We start from the raw sequence: 16,463 nt of genomic DNA on the forward strand, positions 1-16,463 counted from the left end.
GGGACTCTGACCTCCCTCTCCCTGTGGGAGAGGGCCGGGGTGAGGGGAGAAACAACGCTGAGGTACTCCCATGAAACGCCCACTCCTGTTCGCACTTCTCGCCTGCACCCTGCAACCCGTAGTCGCCGCCGCCATCCCCGTTCGCGTCGCCACCGTGGAGCAGACCGCCCACGCCGCCGAGCGCCAGATCCCTGGCCGCATCGAAGCCATCCACACCGTTGAGCTGCGCGCGCGTACCGAAGGCGCGATCGCCAAAATCCACTTCCGCGACGGGCAGTACGTGAAAAAAGGCGACCTGCTGTTCGAGCTGGACGACGCCGAGCCGCGCGCCGCCCTGCGCCTGGCGCAGGCCGAGGTAAGAAGCGCCGAAGCCACGCTGCGCCAGGCGCAGCAGCAGTTTTCCCGCTTTGAAAGCCTGGGCAGCAGCAACGCCATCAGCCGTCACGACGTGGACAACGCCCGCATGCAGCGGGACGTGGCGAGCGCCGCGCTGGAGCAGGCAAAAGCCCGGCTCGAAACCCGTAATGTCACTCTGAACTACACCCGCATCACCTCGCCGATCGACGGTCGCGTGGGGCACAGCCGGTTCCACGTCGGCAGCCTGGTCAACCCTGCCAGCGGCGTACTGGTGGAGGTGGTGCAGCTCGACCCCATCCGCATCGCCTTTGCGCTGGAAGAGGGGGCGTTTGCCACCAAAGCTGGACAGCATGTGGATATCAGCGCCATGAAGCAGGCCTGGCAGGCGTTAATTGACAGCAACGGCCAGCGCGTCAGCGGTGAGCTGACCTCCGTGGACAACCGCATCGATCCGCGCACCGCCAGCGTGATGCTGCGCGCCGAGTTTGCCAACCCGCGCCATCAGCTGTTGCCCGGCGGCAGCGTGAACGTGACGCTGCGCCCGGCCAGCGAGCAGCCGGTTCTGACCCTGCCCGCGGCGGCGGTCCAGCAGAACGGCGACGGGTTCTTTGCCTGGGTGGTTAACGCCGACGGAAAAGCCGAAATGCGGCCGCTGAAGATCGCCGGACAGATCGGCCAGCAGTTCCGGATTACCTCCGGCGTGAAGTCCGGTGAGCGAGCGATTACTGACGGCGTGCAGCGCGTGCAGCCAGGCGCTGCCGTCCAGATACTGAATTAAGGAGCCATCATGCTGACGTTTTTCATCAAACGCCCGCGCTTCGCGATGGTGATTGCGCTGGTCATCACCCTGCTGGGGGCCATTGCGCTGAGGATTATCCCGGTGGAGCAGTACCCGCAGATCGCGCCGCCGGTGGTGAATGTGTCTGCCAGCTGGCCGGGCGCCAGCTCGGCTGACGTGGCGGAGGCTATCGCCACGCCGCTGGAGACCCAGCTGAACGGCGTGGATCACATGCTCTACATGGAGTCCACCAGCTCGGACGAAGGCTCGTACAGCCTGAACATTACCTTTGCGGCGGGCACCGATCCGGACCTCGCCGCCATCGACGTGCAAAACCGCGTGGCGCAGGCCGTGGCGCAGCTCCCGACCGAAGCGCAGCAAAACGGCGTGCAGGTGCGCAAGCGCGCCACCAACCTGATGATGGGGGTAAGTCTTTACTCACCGAACAACACCCATACGCCGCTGTTCGTCAGCAACTACGCCAGCACCCAGGTGCGCGAGGCGCTGTCCCGCCTGCCGGGCGTCGGGCAGGTGCAGATGTTTGGCGCGCGCGACTACAGTATGCGCATCTGGCTGCGTCCGGACCGCATGAACGCCCTGAACGTCACCACCGACGACGTGGCGCAGGCGCTGCGCGAGCAGAACGTGCAGGGGGCGGCAGGCCAGGTCGGTACGCCGCCGGTGTTTAACGGCCAGCAGCAGACTCTGACCATCAACGGGCTGGGACGCTTAAGCCAGGCCGAAGACTTTGCCGATATCATCATCCGCGCGGGCGAGATGGGCCAGCTGGTGCGTCTGAAGGACGTCGCAACCATCGAGCTCGGCTCGCGAAGCTACAGCTCCGGCGCGCAGCTGAACGGGCACGACTCCGCCTATCTCGGCATCTACCCGACGCCGTCCGCCAACGCCCTGCGCGTGGCCGACGCGGTGCGCGCGGAGCTGGAACGCCTCTCGACGCGCTTCCCGGACGACCTGGTCTACGAGGTGAAATTCGACACCACCTCATTTGTGGCCGCTACCATTAAAGAGATCGGCGTCTCGCTGGCGCTCACCCTGCTGGCGGTGGTGGTCGTGGTGTCCCTGTTCCTGCAAAGCTGGCGCGCGACGCTGATTGTCGCGCTCGCCATTCCGGTATCGCTGGTGGGCACCTTCGCTGTGCTCTACACGCTCGGCTACTCCGCCAACACCCTCAGCCTGTTCGCCATTATTCTGGCGCTGACCATGGTGGTGGATGACGCCATCGTGGTGGTGGAGAGCGTCGAAACGCTGATGGCGGAAGGGCAGAGCCGCACGGCGGCGACCGCGCTGGCGCTGCGCCAGATCGCCGGGCCGGTCATCGCCACGACGCTGGTGCTGCTGGCGGTGTTTGTGCCGGTAGCGCTCCTGCCGGGGATTGTCGGCGAGCTGTACCGCCAGTTTGCGGTGACGCTTTCCACTGCGGTGACGCTCTCAAGCCTGGTGGCGCTGATCCTCACTCCTGCGCTCTGTGCCCTGCTGCTGCGCCCGCGCCCGGCGCAGCCCGCGGCAATTTTCCGTGGGTTCAACCGGGGACTGGAGGCCACGCGTGGCGTCTACACCCGCATCGTGACTATCTTCAACCTTCGCCCGTGGCTGGCGCTGCTGGCCACCGCAGGCGCGGCGGCCGTGGTGGCGTTCAGCTTTACGTCGATGCCTAAAAGCTTCCTGCCGCAGGAGGATCAGGGCTACTTCTTTGCCAGCGTTCAGCTGCCGGAGGCGGCCTCGCTGGAGCGCACCGAAGCGGTGATGAACACGGCACGCGAACTCATCGCTAAAAATCCGGCGTTTGAAGACGTGATTCAGGTCTCCGGATTTAACATTCTCAACGGCACCAGCGCCTCCAACGGCGGGTTTATCTCCATCATGCTCAAAGACTGGAGCGAGCGTCCGCCGCTGGATGAGGTGATGGGTACCCTGCAGCGCCAGCTGCTGGCCCTGCCGGAAGCGACCATCATGACCTTTGCCCCGCCGACGCTGCCGGGGCTGGGCAACGCCTCCGGCTTCGACCTGCGCATCCAGGCGCAGGCGGGGCAGAGCCCGGCAGAGCTGGAGCGCGTGACGCGTGAAGTGCTGGCGAAAGCCAACCAGCATCCGCAGCTGAGCCGCGTGTTCACCACCTGGAGCAGCAACGTGCCGCAGCTGACGCTGACCGTTGACCGCGAGCGCGCCGCGCGCCTCGACGTGCCGGTGTCGCGCATCTTCAGCAGCCTGCAAACCGCCTTTGGCGGCACGCGCGCCGGGGATTTCAGCGTCAACAACCGCGTCTACCACGTAGTGATGCAGAACGAGATGCAGTGGCGCGAGCGCGCCGAGCAGATCGGCGAGCTGTTCGTGCGCAGCAACAGCGGCGAGCGGGTGCGCCTGAGCAACCTAGTCACCATTACGCCGACCGTCGGCGCGCCGTTCCTGCAGCAGTACAACCAGTTCCCGTCCGTGTCGGTGAGCGGCTCGGCGGCGGAAGGAGTGAGCAGCAGCACCGCGATGGCGGCGATGGGCGAGATTCTGGCGGAAAACTTGCCGGCCGGGTACGACTATGCCTGGAGCGGCATGTCGTATCAGGAGCAGCAGACCGGCAATCAGGCGATATGGATTGTGCTGGCGGCGGTGGTGATGGCGTGGCTGTTCCTCGTTGCCCAGTACGAGAGCTGGACGCTCCCGGCGAGCGTGATGCTCTCGGTGCTTTTCGCCATCGGCGGGGCGCTGGTCTGGCTGTGGTTGGCGGGCTACGCCAACGACGTGTACGTGCAGATTGGTCTGGTGCTGTTGATAGCCCTTGCCGCCAAGAACGCGATCCTGATCGTGGAGTTCGCTCGCGCGCGGCGCATGGACGGAATGGCGATTGTCGATGCCGCGCGGGAAGGGGCATCGCGCCGCTTCCGCGCGGTGATGATGACCGCCGTGTCGTTCATTATCGGCGTATTGCCCATGATGCTGGCGACCGGGGCGGGTGCCCAGAGCCGCCGCATCATCGGCACCACGGTGTTCAGCGGCATGCTGGTGGCGACCGTGGTGGGGATTGTGTTTATCCCCGCGCTGTTCGTGCTGTTCCAGCGCCTGCGCGAGTGGGGCCACGGACTTACGGACTCGTCGCCCACAGCTCGCAGTGCTTCTGAACCAGAGAAATCAGCGAGCCACCGTCGGCGATAAACTCCCGCATGCGCTGCGCCTCGCTTTTGCCCTGCTTTAACAGCAGGGCAATTTCATTGATTGCGCTTGTGGCACCGAGCTTATCAGCCGACGGCGCAACCTGCTCCAGCAGCCACGCAATGTCTTCCGCCACGGTTTTGTGCTCGCCGGTGTGCACGTCCGTCAGGATCCCCTCCAGCCCGTAGCGACAGGCCTGAAAACGGTTAAAGCGGTACAGCAGAAAATCTTTTTCCTGATGCTTATACGGCCGCGCGGTCAGCAGCCAGTGCGAGGTCGCCTGGATAAGCCCGGCGATGTTAATCGCGTGGCCGAGCGTCAGCGGCGTATCCATCACCCGCACCTCCACGGTGCCAAAATGTGGGCTGGGGCGAATATCCCAGTGCAGATCTTTGATGCTGTCGATCATGCTGGTGGCGCTCAGGCGGCGGAACAGCCCTTCAAACTCCTGCCAGCTGTTGACCCACGGCATCTGTCCGTTATCCGGGAACCCGGAGAAGATATTGAGCCGCGACGAGGAGAACTTTGTGTCGGTGCCCTGCATGTAAGGCGAGGCGGCCGCCAGGGCAATAAAGTGCGGCACAAAGCGCGACAGGCCGTGCAGCAGGTAAATGGCATCATCCCCGGTCCGGCAGCCGACGTGAACGTGCTGACCGAACACCGTCGCCTGCAAAATCAGATAGCCAAAGCGCTCCAGCGTGACGTTATAGCGCTCGTCGTCGCACACCTCCTGGCGCTGCCACTTCTGGAACGGATGCGTCCCGCCGCCGCAGATCTGGATATGCTGCTCTGCCGCCGCGCGCAGGATGCTCTGCTGCATCACCGAGAACTGCGCCGCCGCCTGGTCGATGTTCTGGCATACGCCGGTGGCGATTTCGAGCATGCTTTCGGTGATGTCGTGTTTGACCTCGCCGCCTTTGATGTCGCCTTTGACGGCGGCGATAAGCGCGGAGGAGTCCTGGCTCAGATCATAGCCCGGCGGGTTAACCACCTGCAGTTCGAGTTCGATGCCGAGGGTGAAGGGTTCAGAGGACTTGAAATCGGGTAAAGGCATGGCGCACTCCGTTGTCTGTTGTGTGTTGAGTATAGACAACGACGTGGCGCTCACTTTTCAGGATGGTATAACTGTTAGCAGGCTTAGCGAAAAGGGGAGTTAACCATGTCTGACAATCCAACCATTGCGCTGATTGGGCCTGGCGCAATTGGGACCACCATCGCAGCGGTGCTGCATGACGCCGGGCGCACGCCGCTGCTGTGCGGGCGCACCGCGCATCCGGAATTACGCCTGCGCCATGACGAGGGGGAAACGGTGGTGCCCGGTCCGGTATTAACCGATCAGGCCGTCATCACGCGCCCCGTCGATCTCGTTTTTGTGGCGGTAAAAACGACGCAAAATGCCGACAGCGCCGGGTGGCTGCGGGCCCTGTGCGATGAAAACACCGTGGTCTGCGCGCTGCAAAACGGCGTGGAGCAAAAAGCCCAGCTTGAGCCGTGGGTAAACGGCGCGACGGTGCTGCCGTCGGTGGTGTGGTTCCCGGCCCAGCGCGAGCCGGATGCCTCCGTGTGGCTGCGGGCAAAGCCGCGCCTGACGCTGCCAGACGTGCCGCAGGCGCAGCGGGTGGTGCAGGTGCTTCACGGAACGCGCTGTGAAGTTGAGCTCTCGGCAGATTTCCCTACCGTCGCCTGGCGCAAGCTGCTGCAAAACGCGGTCGCCGGGCTGATGGTGCTCGCCAATCGCCGCGCCGGAATGTTCAGGCGCGAGGATATTAGCGAACTTTCGCTGGCCTACCTGCGCGAGGGGCTGGCCGTCGCCCGCGCCGAAGGGGCGAAGCTGAACGATGACGTGGCGCAGGAGATTCTGGCGAACTTTCAGCGCGCGCCCGTGGACCTGGGTACGTCGATTCTGGCTGACCGTCAGGCGGATCGCCCGATGGAGTGGGATATCCGCAACGGCGTCATCCAGCGCTACGGCCGCAAACACGGCATTGCGGTGCTCATCAGCGACGTGGTGGTACCGCTGCTGGCGGCGGGGAGCGAGGGGCCGGGTTAACGGTTACTGTTTTTCCGTTCGGCAAAGTAATGGGCGGGCGTGCTGCCCATCGCTTTTCTGAACATGGTGATAAACGCGTTCACCGATTCGTACCCGAGCGTTGTCGCCACGTTCTGGACGGGCACGCCGCTTGCCAGCTCCCGCAGGGCAATAATCAAATGCAGCTGCTGGCGCCATCGCCCGAAGCTCAGCCCGGTTTCGCGCTGCATCAGGCGGGCAAACGAGCGCTCGCTGAGGGCGAGCCGTTTCGCCCACTCCTTCAGGGTGCCTCTGTCCTCAGGGCGGCTGACCAGCGCGTCCGCCATGGCGCGAATTTTCGGATCGGTTGAGACCGGCAGGCTTAGCTTCTGCTGCGGCATGCTGGCGAGCTCGTCAAGCGTGACCCGGGTCAGCCTGGCGACGTGGCCGTCGGCGGGATAATCCACGCTTTCGCGCGTCAGACGATCGACCAGCTCCTTAATCAGCGGCGAGATCGCCAGCGTGCAACACTTCTCCGGCAGCGCCGCCGCGCCGGGCTCAATAAACAGATAGTTGAGATGCGCGTTCCAGGTTGCTTTGGCGCTGTGCGGGATCCCGCCTGGGATCCAGACGGCGCAGTCCGGCGGCACAATCCAGATATCATTCTCCGCGTAACAGCTGACCGCACCGTATCGGGCAATAATCAGCTGCCCCTTGCGGTGGGTATGCACCGGCACTTCCGCGGTGTAGTCCACGAAGTCCAGATGACGCGCCACCGCCGGGCTGGCGGTAGAGTCGGGGTCATACAGCGTAGTAGCAGGTTGAGGCTTCACGATTATGGCAATATTTAGGTATTTTTTGACAGAATAGAGTATTTAAGCGGATCTGCAAGCCGGTAATAATCCCGGCATGAAAAACATTTTCTCTCATCCCGTGCGTCTCCCCGCCGCGCTGCGAAACGATGCGGGCGCGCTGATCTATTCCGCGAAGAGTTTTGCCGCGGCGATGCTGGCTTATTACCTCGCGCTGTCGATCGGTCTTGAGCGTCCCTCGTGGGCCATTATTACGGTTTACATCGTGTCGCAGACGTCGGTCGGGGCATCGCTGAGCAGAAGCCTCTACCGGCTGGCCGGTACCGTGGCGGGTGCCAGCGCGACCGTTGTGATTGTGCCTGCCTTCGCGAATACGCCAGTCCTGTGCAGCGTGGTGCTGACGGGCTGGATCGTATTCTGCCTGTGGCTATCCCTGCTGGAACGCACGCCCCGGGCGTACGCCTTTGTGCTGGCGGGCTACACCGCGAGCCTGATTGGTTTTCCGGCGGTGTCCGATCCCGGCGGCATTTTTAACGTCGCCATCGTCCGCGTGCAGGAGATCGCGATTGGGATTTTCTGCGCCGCGCTGATCCACCGCTACGTGCTGCCCGCGCGCGTATCAGGCCAGTTCAACACTAAATTATCCCAGACGCTACAGGCCGCGCGAGGGCGGGTGGCGGACACCTTAGCGGGCAAACCCGACGCGGCTTCCGGCCCCCTGCATCTGGCTCTGGCGCTGCAGTTCCTGCAGGGCATCAGCCACCATATTCCGTATGATTTTGCCCTTTCAGCCCCGGTGCGGCAGGCCAGAAAAGCGATTCACGATCGGCTGGCGCGGCTGGTTATCGTCAACTGTGAACTGCGCGATCGCCTGCCAGCGATCGGAACCCTGCCCGCCGACGTGCAGGCATTTCTGGGCGACGTTCAGGCCTGGCTGGCCGCTGAAGGCGCTGGTGCCAGCAGCACGGCAGACGCGCTGCGGCTCCGCTGTGCGCTTCTCATCGATCGGTATGCCGCGCAGGCGCAGACGTTTGACGACGCGCTGCAGGTCAGCTTTATCCGCTACCTCTCGGAGGCGGTCGCGCTTCTGCAGCAGTGCGAACGTCTTTCCGGGGCCATCCACCATGCAAAACCCGTATTTGGGGAGATGCAAACCCGCGCGGCGAAAGGGTACGTTTTCCACCGCGATCCTCTTACCGCCGCCCGCACGGCGATGGGGGCTTTCGCCATCATCCTGAGCGGCTGTCTGGTCTGGATCTTCTCGGCGTGGCCGGATGGCGGCACGGCGGTGTCTATTCTGGGGGTCTGCTGCACGCTGTTTGGCAGCTTCGATACCCCGGCGCCGCACATCGTGAAATACATCATTGGCTCGTTCTGGGGCGTGGTCATTAGCCTGTTCTACAGCTTTGCGCTGCTCCCGCTGGTGAGCGATTTCCCGGTGCTGGTGGCGGTGCTTGCCCCGGCGTATCTGCTGGCCGGGTCGCTTCAGGCGCGCCCGCCCACCACGTTTATGGCGATGGGGATCACCCTGACGCTGCCCATTCTGTGCGAGCTGGGGGCGCACTACAGCGGAGACTTCGCCGTTGCGGTCAACACCGCCATCGCGCTCTTTGCCGCGACCGGTTTTGCCGTCATCAGCATGAGCCTGCTGCAAACCGTGCAGGCGGATGGCGCCATCACGCGTCTGCTGAACCTCTGCCAGCGCGACATTCGGCGCAGCGTGAAGGGCACGCTGCGGGTTGATGAAACGCACTGGATCAACCTGATGATGGACCGAACCGCCCTGTTGCTGCCGCGCCTGCAGCGCAGCGCGCGCGCGCCGGAGCAGGCGCTCAATCGGCTATTACACGCGCTGCGTCTGGGGCTGTCGGTCATGCATTTACGCCGCAGTAACACACCGTCCGGCAGGGAGGTTGACGCGCTTTTTCATCGGTTAAACGCCGCGGACCGCAACGCCTTGCGCGAACGCATTGCCGCCCTTATCGAGCGCCATCTGCCTGCGGCAGATGAGCATACGCGCCAGTTGGTCTTCAGGCTGGTGGATCTGCACTGTGCATTACGGGGGCCAGACCATGGTTAACGATCTCAATATCGGCGGGGTTTTTATTCCGGGGCTGCTGATGGTCGCCCTCGCGGCGCTGGTCTGCACGCTTAGCCTCGTCGCGCTTTTCTCTCTCAGCAGGCTCTACCGGCGCTTGCCGTTTCGCCCGCTGATGGATGTTTCAACCTGGATTGTCACCTTTTTCCTGCTGATGCAGGGCCTGACCGCGTTGGGGTTATTGTCATGAAATCACTGCTCTCTTTACTGGCTCGCTATGCGCTGACGTTGAGCGTCGTCGCGGCGGCCACGCTTCTGGCCTTTATGATGTGGAAACACTACGCGCAAACGCCGTGGACCCGCGACGGCCGCGTGCGGGCGGACGTGGTGCAGATTGCGCCGGACGTCTCCGGGCCGGTCATCAGCGTAGCCGTGCGGGACAACCAGTGGGTGAACCGGGGCGATGTGCTTTACACCATCGATCCGCGCTGGCTTAAGCTGGCGGTGGTCAGCGCGCAGGCTGATGTGGAATCGAAACGCCATGAGATGCTGATGCGCCAGGACGCGGCCCATCGCCGCACGCTGATTAAAAACGCCATCTCGAGCGAGGATTTGCAGCAAACCGGCAGCGCGGCGAACGTCGCGGCGGCCAATTATCACGGCGCGCTGGCCGCGCTGGATCTGGCAGAGCTGAATCTGGCGCACGCCACCGTGCGCGCGCCGGTCTCGGGGTACGTCACGCACCTGCGGCTTCGCCCCGGAGACTACGCGACGGCGGGGGAGACGAAGGTCGCCATCGTCGATGCGCACAGCTTCTGGGTGGTGGGGTACTTTGAGGAGACCAAGCTGCGCCATATTCGCGTCGGGGATGCCGCGCAGGTGGTGCTGATGGGCTACGAGCCGGTCATCACGGGTCACGTGGAGAGCATCGGGCATGGGATCGGGGACAGCAACGATGAGGCGGGCGGGCTGGGCCTGCCCGACGTCGAGCCCACCTTTAGCTGGGTGCGGCTGGCGCAGCGCGTACCGGTGCGCATTCATATCGACAGGCTGCCGGAGGGCGTTGAGCTGGTGGCGGGGCTGTCGGCGAGCGTGGCGGTGGGGCAATAATCTGGGGATAGTCAGCCTTAAACACATATGCGAAACTTACCGCTTCTGAAAAAATGTGGTGGGACCCGCTCAATGTCAGAACAACATTCGCAGTGCCTGTTCAGTGAAGGACAGATCACCTTTCCTGAGGGTTATCAGGATCGTACCGTCAACGTATTCGCGCCGCCTGCAGCGGATTCGCCGGCGTTCAACATCTCCCGCGATGCCCTCAATCCCGGCGAAGCGCTTGCCGCGTATATCGATCGCCAGCTCGCCCTGATGGCAAAACACATCAAGGCCTGGAAGCAGGGTGAGCGCAGCGCCGCTACGCTTGGCGACAACCTTTCACAGGGTGAAATTGTCCATGCCAGCTACCTGCGCGACGGGAAACGCATCTGGCAGCAGCAGGCCGTCTTTAATACCAACAGCGATAAAGTCCTGGTCTTCACCATGACCTGCACCCGCGCGCCGGGCGATGCTGACGGCGCGCTGTTTGGCGAACTTCTCAGGAGCTTCCGCTTCCACCATTAACACCAGGGACCGTTGTTATGTTTGAAGCAGCACGCGTTGGTGATGATATCGGCCACTCCGGTGCGCTGGCCGGGATGATTGCCGGAACGATTGTCGGTGGCCAGATTGCCGCCGCCGGGGGCATTCTGGCAGGGGCCATGTTTATTGCCGGTCTCGGCGCATCCTGTCTTGGCGTGGGCGTCCTGCTCGTCGGCGCCAGCCTGGCCGTGGGGTATTATACCGGGGAGCTGGCGACCGCCGCCCGGGACAGCATCGCGGACGCCGGGGCATCCAGCATGACGAAGAAAGGCGTCATCACCTCCGGCTCGCCGAACGTGTTTATCAACGGTAAACCCGCCGCGCTTGCCACCGATAGCATCGTCGACTGTTCTGACGACGGCTCGCAGCAGATGGCCGAAGGCTCTAAGCGCGTCTCCATTAACAGCCAGCCAGCCTCCCGCATCGGGGATCGCACCACCTGCGACGCGAAGGTGATGACCGGTTCGAACAACGTCATTATCGGCGGCGACCCGCAGCAAACCCTGCCCATTCAGTCTGAAGTGCCCGAGTGGCTCTACAAAGTCTCCGATCTTACCCTGCTGTTCGCCGGGCTTATCGGCGGCTGGGGCGGGGCCGCTGGAAAAGTCGGGGCGCTCTCTAATCTGCTGGGCAAAATCCCCGGTATCAACAAGCTGGCCCGTATCGCCTGTCGCGCCGGCACGCTGATGACCGGCGTGGCGGCCGCGGGGATCATCGCCCGCCCGGTGGATATCGTCAGCGGACAGAAGTTTCTCAGCGGGGATGATGAGCTGGACTTCGTCCTGCCTTCCCGTCTTCCGGTGCGCTGGCAGCGCTACTGGCGCAGCGGCAACCCCGGCGACAGCGTGCTGGGCCGCGGCTGGAGCCTGTTCTGGGAAAGCCGCCTGGAGCCGTATCAGGACGGCCTGGTGTGGCGCGCGCCGTCCGGCGATTACGTCGCCTTCCCGAAGGTCCCGAAAGGTCTGCGCAGCTACTGCGAAAGCGAAAAAAACTGGCTTGAACATCACCAGGACGACAGCTGGTCGGTGTATGACGTCAGCGGCGAGCGCTGGCACTATGCGCCGCTGCGGGAGGATGCCCCGTCGCTGCTCCAGCGCATCTCAGAACCCTGCGGCAACGATATCCTCTTCGAGTGGAACGCGGATAATACCCTGCATGCCCTGACCGACAGCGCGGGCCAGCGCGTGGTCTGCCGCTATGACCGCGACAGGCTCACCGGCGCCTGGCTGGATGACGAGATCTGCCTGGTCAGTTACGCTTATGATGAACAGCGCCAGCTGGTCTGTGTGACCGGCCGGGGCGGTAGCGTGCGCCGACGCTTCCGCTGGCAGGACGGGCTGATGAGCGCCCACGAGGACGCCAACGGCCTGCTGAGCGAATACCGCTGGCGGGAGATTGACGGCCTGCCGCGCGTGGTCGGCTTCCGCCACAGCGGCGGCGAACAGCTGACGTTCGAATACGATTTTGATAACGGCACCCGCCGCGCGACCCGCGAAGACGGCGCGCAGGCGCACTGGCTGGTGGATGACGACGACAACGTCGCGCGCTTCACGGATTACGACGGCCACCAGACGACGTTTTTCTACTGCGACGGCGAGCTCTGCGACGTCATCCTGCCCGGCGGTGCGATGCGCCGCAGCACGTGGGACAAATACGGCCGCATGACCAGCGAGACGGACCCGGCGGGCCGCCGCACGGAGTATCACTGGCATCGCCTGACCGACCGCATCACCCGCACGGTATACCCGGACGGCACCTCATCGCAGGCCATGTACGACCTTCGCGGTCGCCTGCTGTCGGAAACCGACCCGGCCGGTAGCACCACCGCGTATCGCTATCCCGATGATGAAGAAAACCTGCCGGAGAGCATCACCGACGCCATCGGCGGCGTGGTGCGCCTGGTCTGGAACCACCAGGGGCTGCTGACGCAGCGCACCGACTGCTCCGGCAGCGTGACCCGCTTTACCTACGACCGATTCGGGCAGCTGGTTGCCAGCAAGGATGCGGAAGGGAATATCACGCGCCGGGAGTGGAACAACGCCGGGCTGCTGAGCGCCGTGATCCATCCGGACGGCAGCCGAGAGTCGCTGGTGTGGAACGAACGCGGCCAGCTCACGGGCTGGCGCGACCCGCTGGAAAGCGAAGTGACCTGGGCCTATAACGCGCTCGGCCTCCCGGTCAGCCTCACCGACCGTATTGGCCGCGTGCGCCAGTGGCGCTACGACCCGCGCGGTAACCTGCTGCGGCTTGATAACGGCAACGGGGCGGAATACCGCTTCACCTACGACGCCGTGGGCCGCCCGCTCAGCGAAACGCGCCCGGACGAGACCGTGCGCCATATGGAATGGGATGCGCGAGGGTTCCTCTGCGCGCTCGAAGAAAACGGCCGACCTGCCGCCGACGGCGGCATCGCCCGTCGCGTCCAGCAGTTCAGCTATGACGACAGCGGGCTGCTGATCGGGCGCACTCAGCGCCACGCGGAGTACCGCTACTTCCGCGACCTGAGCGGCCAGATTACCCGCATCCGCCGTACGCCGACGGCGGAAGGCGTTGCCCTGGGTATCGAAAGCGATGAGATCGCTTACCGCCACGACGCCGCCGGGCGCATGCTGAGCGAGTCCGGCATTAACGGCGCGGTGGGTTACGAATGGGATGCCCTGAGCAACCTGACCGGCCTGACACTGCCCGGTGAGCAAAAGCTGGCCTGGCTGCACTACGGCTCCGGCCACGTCAGCGCCATCCGCTTCGGGAAGCAGCTGGTGACCGAGTTCACCCGCGACCGCCTGCACCGCGAGGTGCGCCGCACCCAGGGCGCGCGCGAGCAGATTCGCCAGTATGACAGTCTCGGCAGACGCACCCTGCAGCGCAGCGAATTGAGCACGGACGTTACCCTGCCGGAGCAGGCGATACTGGAACGCCTTTACCGCTACACCGCGCGCGGCGAGCTTTCCGGCGTCAGCGACACCCTGCGCGGTGAGGTGGACTACGGCTACGACGCCGAAGGGCGTCTGCTAAAGCACTACGAGGCCCGCCAGGGGCACAGCCGCGCGCAGTTCAGCTATGACGCCGCGGATAACCTCGCCGCCAATGACGATGCGGAACCGGTCACGGATAACCGCCTGCAGCACTGGCAGGCGCTGTTTATGAAATACGACTCCTGGGGCAACCTGGTCAGCCGCCGGAACGGGCTGTATGAACAGCATTATGCGTATGACGCCGAGAACCGTCTGGTGTCCGCCCGGGGAACCGGGCCGGAAGGGCGGTTTGAGGCGCGCTATCACTACGACGCTCTGGGCCGCCGTACGCGCAAAATCGTCACTACGACGCACGGCACCACAGAAACGCGCTTCCTGTGGCAGGGCTACCGCCTGCTGCAGGAGCTGCAGGAGAGCGGGCTGTGCAGCACCTATGTTTACGATCCGAATGAGGCCTGGAGCCCGCTGGCGCGGGTGGATCACCTTCGAGACCAGAGCAGCGGTGAGATTTACTGGTTCAACACCGACCTGAACGGCGCGCCGCTGGAGGTCACAGACGAGCGCGGCGCGGTGCGCTGGAGCGGCCAGTTCGACAGCTTTGGCGAGGTACGCCACCAGAGCGAAGGGTTCTCACGGGTTGTGAACCGTACGGCGATGCCACACCAGCCGCTTCGCTATGCCGGGCAGTACGCTGACGGTGAAACGGGATTGCACTATAACCTGTTCCGCTACTACGACCCGCAGGTCGGGCGGTTTATTGTGCAGGACCCGATTGGGTTGAATGGTGGGTGGAACCTTTATCAGTATGCGCCAAATCCGTTGGGGTGGATTGATCCGTGGGGACTCTCTGCGCAAGGTTTAGTTCGTTATAAACCAGATCCCACCCTTAGCGCGCAACCGGGAGCTAGGGCGACAGCAATAAGCCGAGCATGGGGAGAAGAAAGGGAACTAGTTGCGGCTGGTGGTGGAAGCCGAGACTGGACGGCCGCTGAACGCGAAGTAATATTAAGCACAAAAAATAATCGCCAATTATCGTCGGTTATGTCCGAAATGGGTTATACAGGCCATCATATCAATAGTGTGAAAGGTAATGGTGTTCTGGGAGGGAAATGGCAAGGTGATCCAAGGAATATTGTATTTCTCCAGAATGCTAATCATCCAAGCGGCTATGATGAGCATTTACATGGTCTACAAGGTCACCGTGGCAGCTATGAGACTCCAGGTAAAGGACGATTGATAGACCGTAATCTTACCCGTAAGAATTTGAAGAGCTGTCAATAATATCAATGAATATGCTGAATGTGAGGTATTGTTATGAGTGAAATTGAAGAGTCTTTAAAAAAACTTGTTGCTGTTTGCAAAAAATTTTCGCTGTCAGGGAATTTTAATACAATCAATGACTTGGATAATGCTTTCCCGTCCAGCTTACCTCGTTCAACAGATGTTGATTACTTATATAAAAATTATAATCCTGAAAAGTTAAAGATTGAAACAGGCTTCACGCCAATTAAAATTCATTCTGTCAGTGAGCTCTCGAAGGCTCAAAGTGGTTATGAATACTTACCAAACAATTATCTTGTTTTTGGTGATGATTTAGGTGGAGGTAAACCTATAATTGCGGTTATCGATGAAGGGAATACCTCTGTCTATGCTAGTTATGATGTAATTGAACCATTTAAAATAGCTGGCAGTCTCTCTGGATTTATATTTTCATTAGCTGAGCTTATTGATTTGGTATATGGTCAATACGATATCTTTGATATAGCAGATGATAATGACGAAGTGAAAGATGACTTTATTGATGAGTTGCGGAAAAGAATTGTGCCTCTTATCGGTAATGAAAGTTTTAATGCATTCTATGATTATTTTTATGGCTAGGGCACATGTTTTTTTATTTAGATAAATGAATGGAATATGCCGGAAACCATTAAGTTCCGGCTTTAATTACTACCATCGATTTTTCCATAATAGAGGTGGAGTATCTAAGATCACTAGGTCATGACCTTAGCAAGGAGAGCTTATGCCTATTTCATATGGTAAACCTGCAAATAAAGATGAAATTAAGGTTTTGGAGAGAAAATTCAAAATCAGTTTACCTGAAGATTATAAAGAATTTCTCAGGTTGAAAAATGGCTTTGTTGTAAAATCTCCGGATTTTTGTGAGTTGGAGTATGAAGGTGTCGATGACGGGGTTATCGCTTTTTATGCCCTTTTTGGAATAAATATGAAAAATCCAAACCACGACATTTTTCGTCAAAATGAAAATTTTTTAAATGAACTTGATTTCATTGATGCTAAGTTAATTATTGGTGATGATCCTGGAGGTAACTTTTACCTTATATTAAATGGCAGTGAAAGCCAAGGTGTATATTATTGGGACAGAACACATCTACATGCAGAGGATGATATCCAACTGTTTGAAACCCCTGAGCAAAATGGGTGCGGCAATATCTATAAAATTACAAATAGCTTTACTGAATTTTACAAGGAAATTTGTGAGGCATATCCTGATGCAGGAATGAATTTAACTGTTGATTTATGATATTTCACAAATAAGCTATAATCAGAATATGATCATGGCTTGTTTTTTTACATTTGGATGTTAGTAAATAGATAAATATTAATAAAAAGAATGTCAGGTATGCTTGTATTTTACCATTGGTAATAATGCCATTGCATAGAAAAAAGACCTTAC

12 protein-coding genes are annotated in these 16,463 nt (G+C 60.9%); 10 read left to right on the forward strand and 2 right to left on the reverse strand.

Features of this window, described 5'->3' with window-relative positions:
* Positions 1-70: 70 nt before the first annotated feature.
* The gene (locus tag SPG90_RS01245; protein ID WP_322407851.1) at positions 71-1,135 is read left to right on the forward strand and encodes an efflux RND transporter periplasmic adaptor subunit; all 1,065 of its coding nucleotides are present in this window, start codon (positions 71-73) and stop codon (positions 1,133-1,135) included.
* A gap of 9 nt (positions 1,136-1,144) precedes the next feature.
* Positions 1,145-4,300, forward strand: coding sequence for an efflux RND transporter permease subunit (locus tag SPG90_RS01250; RefSeq protein ID WP_322407852.1), 3,156 nt, complete (start codon positions 1,145-1,147; stop codon positions 4,298-4,300).
* On the opposite strand, the gene SPG90_RS01255 is transcribed toward SPG90_RS01250, so the two are convergent.
* On the reverse strand, positions 4,230-5,351 hold the full coding sequence (locus SPG90_RS01255; RefSeq protein ID WP_322407853.1) for a YbdK family carboxylate-amine ligase: 1,122 nt from the start codon (positions 5,349-5,351) through the stop codon (positions 4,230-4,232). The genes SPG90_RS01250 and SPG90_RS01255 overlap by 71 nt on opposite strands.
* Positions 5,352-5,456: 105 nt before the next feature.
* Between SPG90_RS01255 and SPG90_RS01260 the strand changes: the two genes are divergently transcribed.
* Positions 5,457-6,347, forward strand: a complete 891-nt coding sequence (locus tag SPG90_RS01260) for an oxidoreductase (protein WP_322407854.1) — start codon at positions 5,457-5,459, stop codon at positions 6,345-6,347.
* On the opposite strand, the gene SPG90_RS01265 is transcribed toward SPG90_RS01260, so the two are convergent.
* Positions 6,344-7,138, reverse strand: a complete 795-nt coding sequence (locus SPG90_RS01265) for an AraC family transcriptional regulator (protein WP_213750958.1) — start codon at positions 7,136-7,138, stop codon at positions 6,344-6,346. The two genes, SPG90_RS01260 and SPG90_RS01265, sit on opposite strands and share 4 nt — an antisense overlap.
* Before the next feature lie 76 nt (positions 7,139-7,214).
* Between SPG90_RS01265 and SPG90_RS01270 the strand changes: the two genes are divergently transcribed.
* From SPG90_RS01270 to SPG90_RS01300, 7 genes are all read left to right on the forward strand, one after another.
* Positions 7,215-9,197 carry an FUSC family protein gene (locus SPG90_RS01270; RefSeq protein WP_248161495.1) on the forward strand — a complete coding sequence of 661 codons (1,983 nt, stop codon included), beginning with the start codon at positions 7,215-7,217 and terminating at the stop codon, positions 9,195-9,197.
* On the forward strand, positions 9,190-9,405 hold the full coding sequence (locus SPG90_RS01275; RefSeq protein ID WP_109844937.1) for a DUF1656 domain-containing protein: 216 nt from the start codon (positions 9,190-9,192) through the stop codon (positions 9,403-9,405). Before SPG90_RS01270 ends, SPG90_RS01275 begins: the two co-directional genes overlap by 8 nt.
* Positions 9,402-10,265 (forward strand): HlyD family secretion protein, encoded by an 864-nt coding sequence (locus SPG90_RS01280; RefSeq protein WP_045401980.1) that lies wholly within the window; start codon positions 9,402-9,404, stop codon positions 10,263-10,265. The genes SPG90_RS01275 and SPG90_RS01280 overlap by 4 nt, the downstream gene beginning before the upstream one ends.
* A gap of 72 nt (positions 10,266-10,337) precedes the next feature.
* Positions 10,338-10,775: a DcrB-related protein gene (locus SPG90_RS01285; protein ID WP_023619098.1), complete on the forward strand. Its 438-nt coding sequence runs from the start codon at positions 10,338-10,340 to the stop codon at positions 10,773-10,775.
* Between the two features lie 17 nt (positions 10,776-10,792).
* A complete protein-coding gene (locus SPG90_RS01290; protein ID WP_322407856.1) occupies positions 10,793-15,049 on the forward strand; it encodes an RHS repeat-associated core domain-containing protein in 4,257 nt (1,418 codons plus the stop codon).
* 33 nt (positions 15,050-15,082) lie between these two features.
* Complete coding sequence (locus SPG90_RS01295) at positions 15,083-15,646, forward strand: hypothetical protein (RefSeq protein ID WP_045401990.1); 564 nt, start codon at positions 15,083-15,085, stop codon at positions 15,644-15,646.
* Positions 15,647-15,788: 142 nt separating this feature from the next.
* Positions 15,789-16,310, forward strand: coding sequence for an SMI1/KNR4 family protein (locus tag SPG90_RS01300; RefSeq protein WP_045401994.1), 522 nt, complete (start codon positions 15,789-15,791; stop codon positions 16,308-16,310).
* Positions 16,311-16,463: the final 153 nt, after the last annotated feature.

Source organism: Enterobacter sp. D2 (assembly GCF_034427575.1).
Lineage (GTDB): Bacteria > Pseudomonadota > Gammaproteobacteria > Enterobacterales > Enterobacteriaceae > Enterobacter > Enterobacter cloacae_M.

What these genes read in the sequence shown, in the direction of transcription:
- SPG90_RS01245 (WP_322407851.1), top strand. Translation starts at nt 71, where the DNA reads ATGAAACGCCCACTCCTGTTCGCACTTCTCGCCTGCACCCTGCAACCC.
- SPG90_RS01250 (WP_322407852.1), top strand. Translation starts at nt 1,145, where the DNA reads ATGCTGACGTTTTTCATCAAACGCCCGCGCTTCGCGATGGTGATTGCG.
- SPG90_RS01255 (WP_322407853.1), bottom strand. Translation starts at nt 5,351, where the DNA reads ATGCCTTTACCCGATTTCAAGTCCTCTGAACCCTTCACCCTCGGCATC.
- SPG90_RS01260 (WP_322407854.1), top strand. Translation starts at nt 5,457, where the DNA reads ATGTCTGACAATCCAACCATTGCGCTGATTGGGCCTGGCGCAATTGGG.
- SPG90_RS01270 (WP_248161495.1), top strand. Translation starts at nt 7,215, where the DNA reads ATGAAAAACATTTTCTCTCATCCCGTGCGTCTCCCCGCCGCGCTGCGA.
- SPG90_RS01275 (WP_109844937.1), top strand. Translation starts at nt 9,190, where the DNA reads ATGGTTAACGATCTCAATATCGGCGGGGTTTTTATTCCGGGGCTGCTG.
- SPG90_RS01280 (WP_045401980.1), top strand. Translation starts at nt 9,402, where the DNA reads ATGAAATCACTGCTCTCTTTACTGGCTCGCTATGCGCTGACGTTGAGC.
- SPG90_RS01285 (WP_023619098.1), top strand. Translation starts at nt 10,338, where the DNA reads ATGTCAGAACAACATTCGCAGTGCCTGTTCAGTGAAGGACAGATCACC.
- SPG90_RS01290 (WP_322407856.1), top strand. Translation starts at nt 10,793, where the DNA reads ATGTTTGAAGCAGCACGCGTTGGTGATGATATCGGCCACTCCGGTGCG.
- SPG90_RS01295 (WP_045401990.1), top strand. Translation starts at nt 15,083, where the DNA reads ATGAGTGAAATTGAAGAGTCTTTAAAAAAACTTGTTGCTGTTTGCAAA.
- SPG90_RS01300 (WP_045401994.1), top strand. Translation starts at nt 15,789, where the DNA reads ATGCCTATTTCATATGGTAAACCTGCAAATAAAGATGAAATTAAGGTT.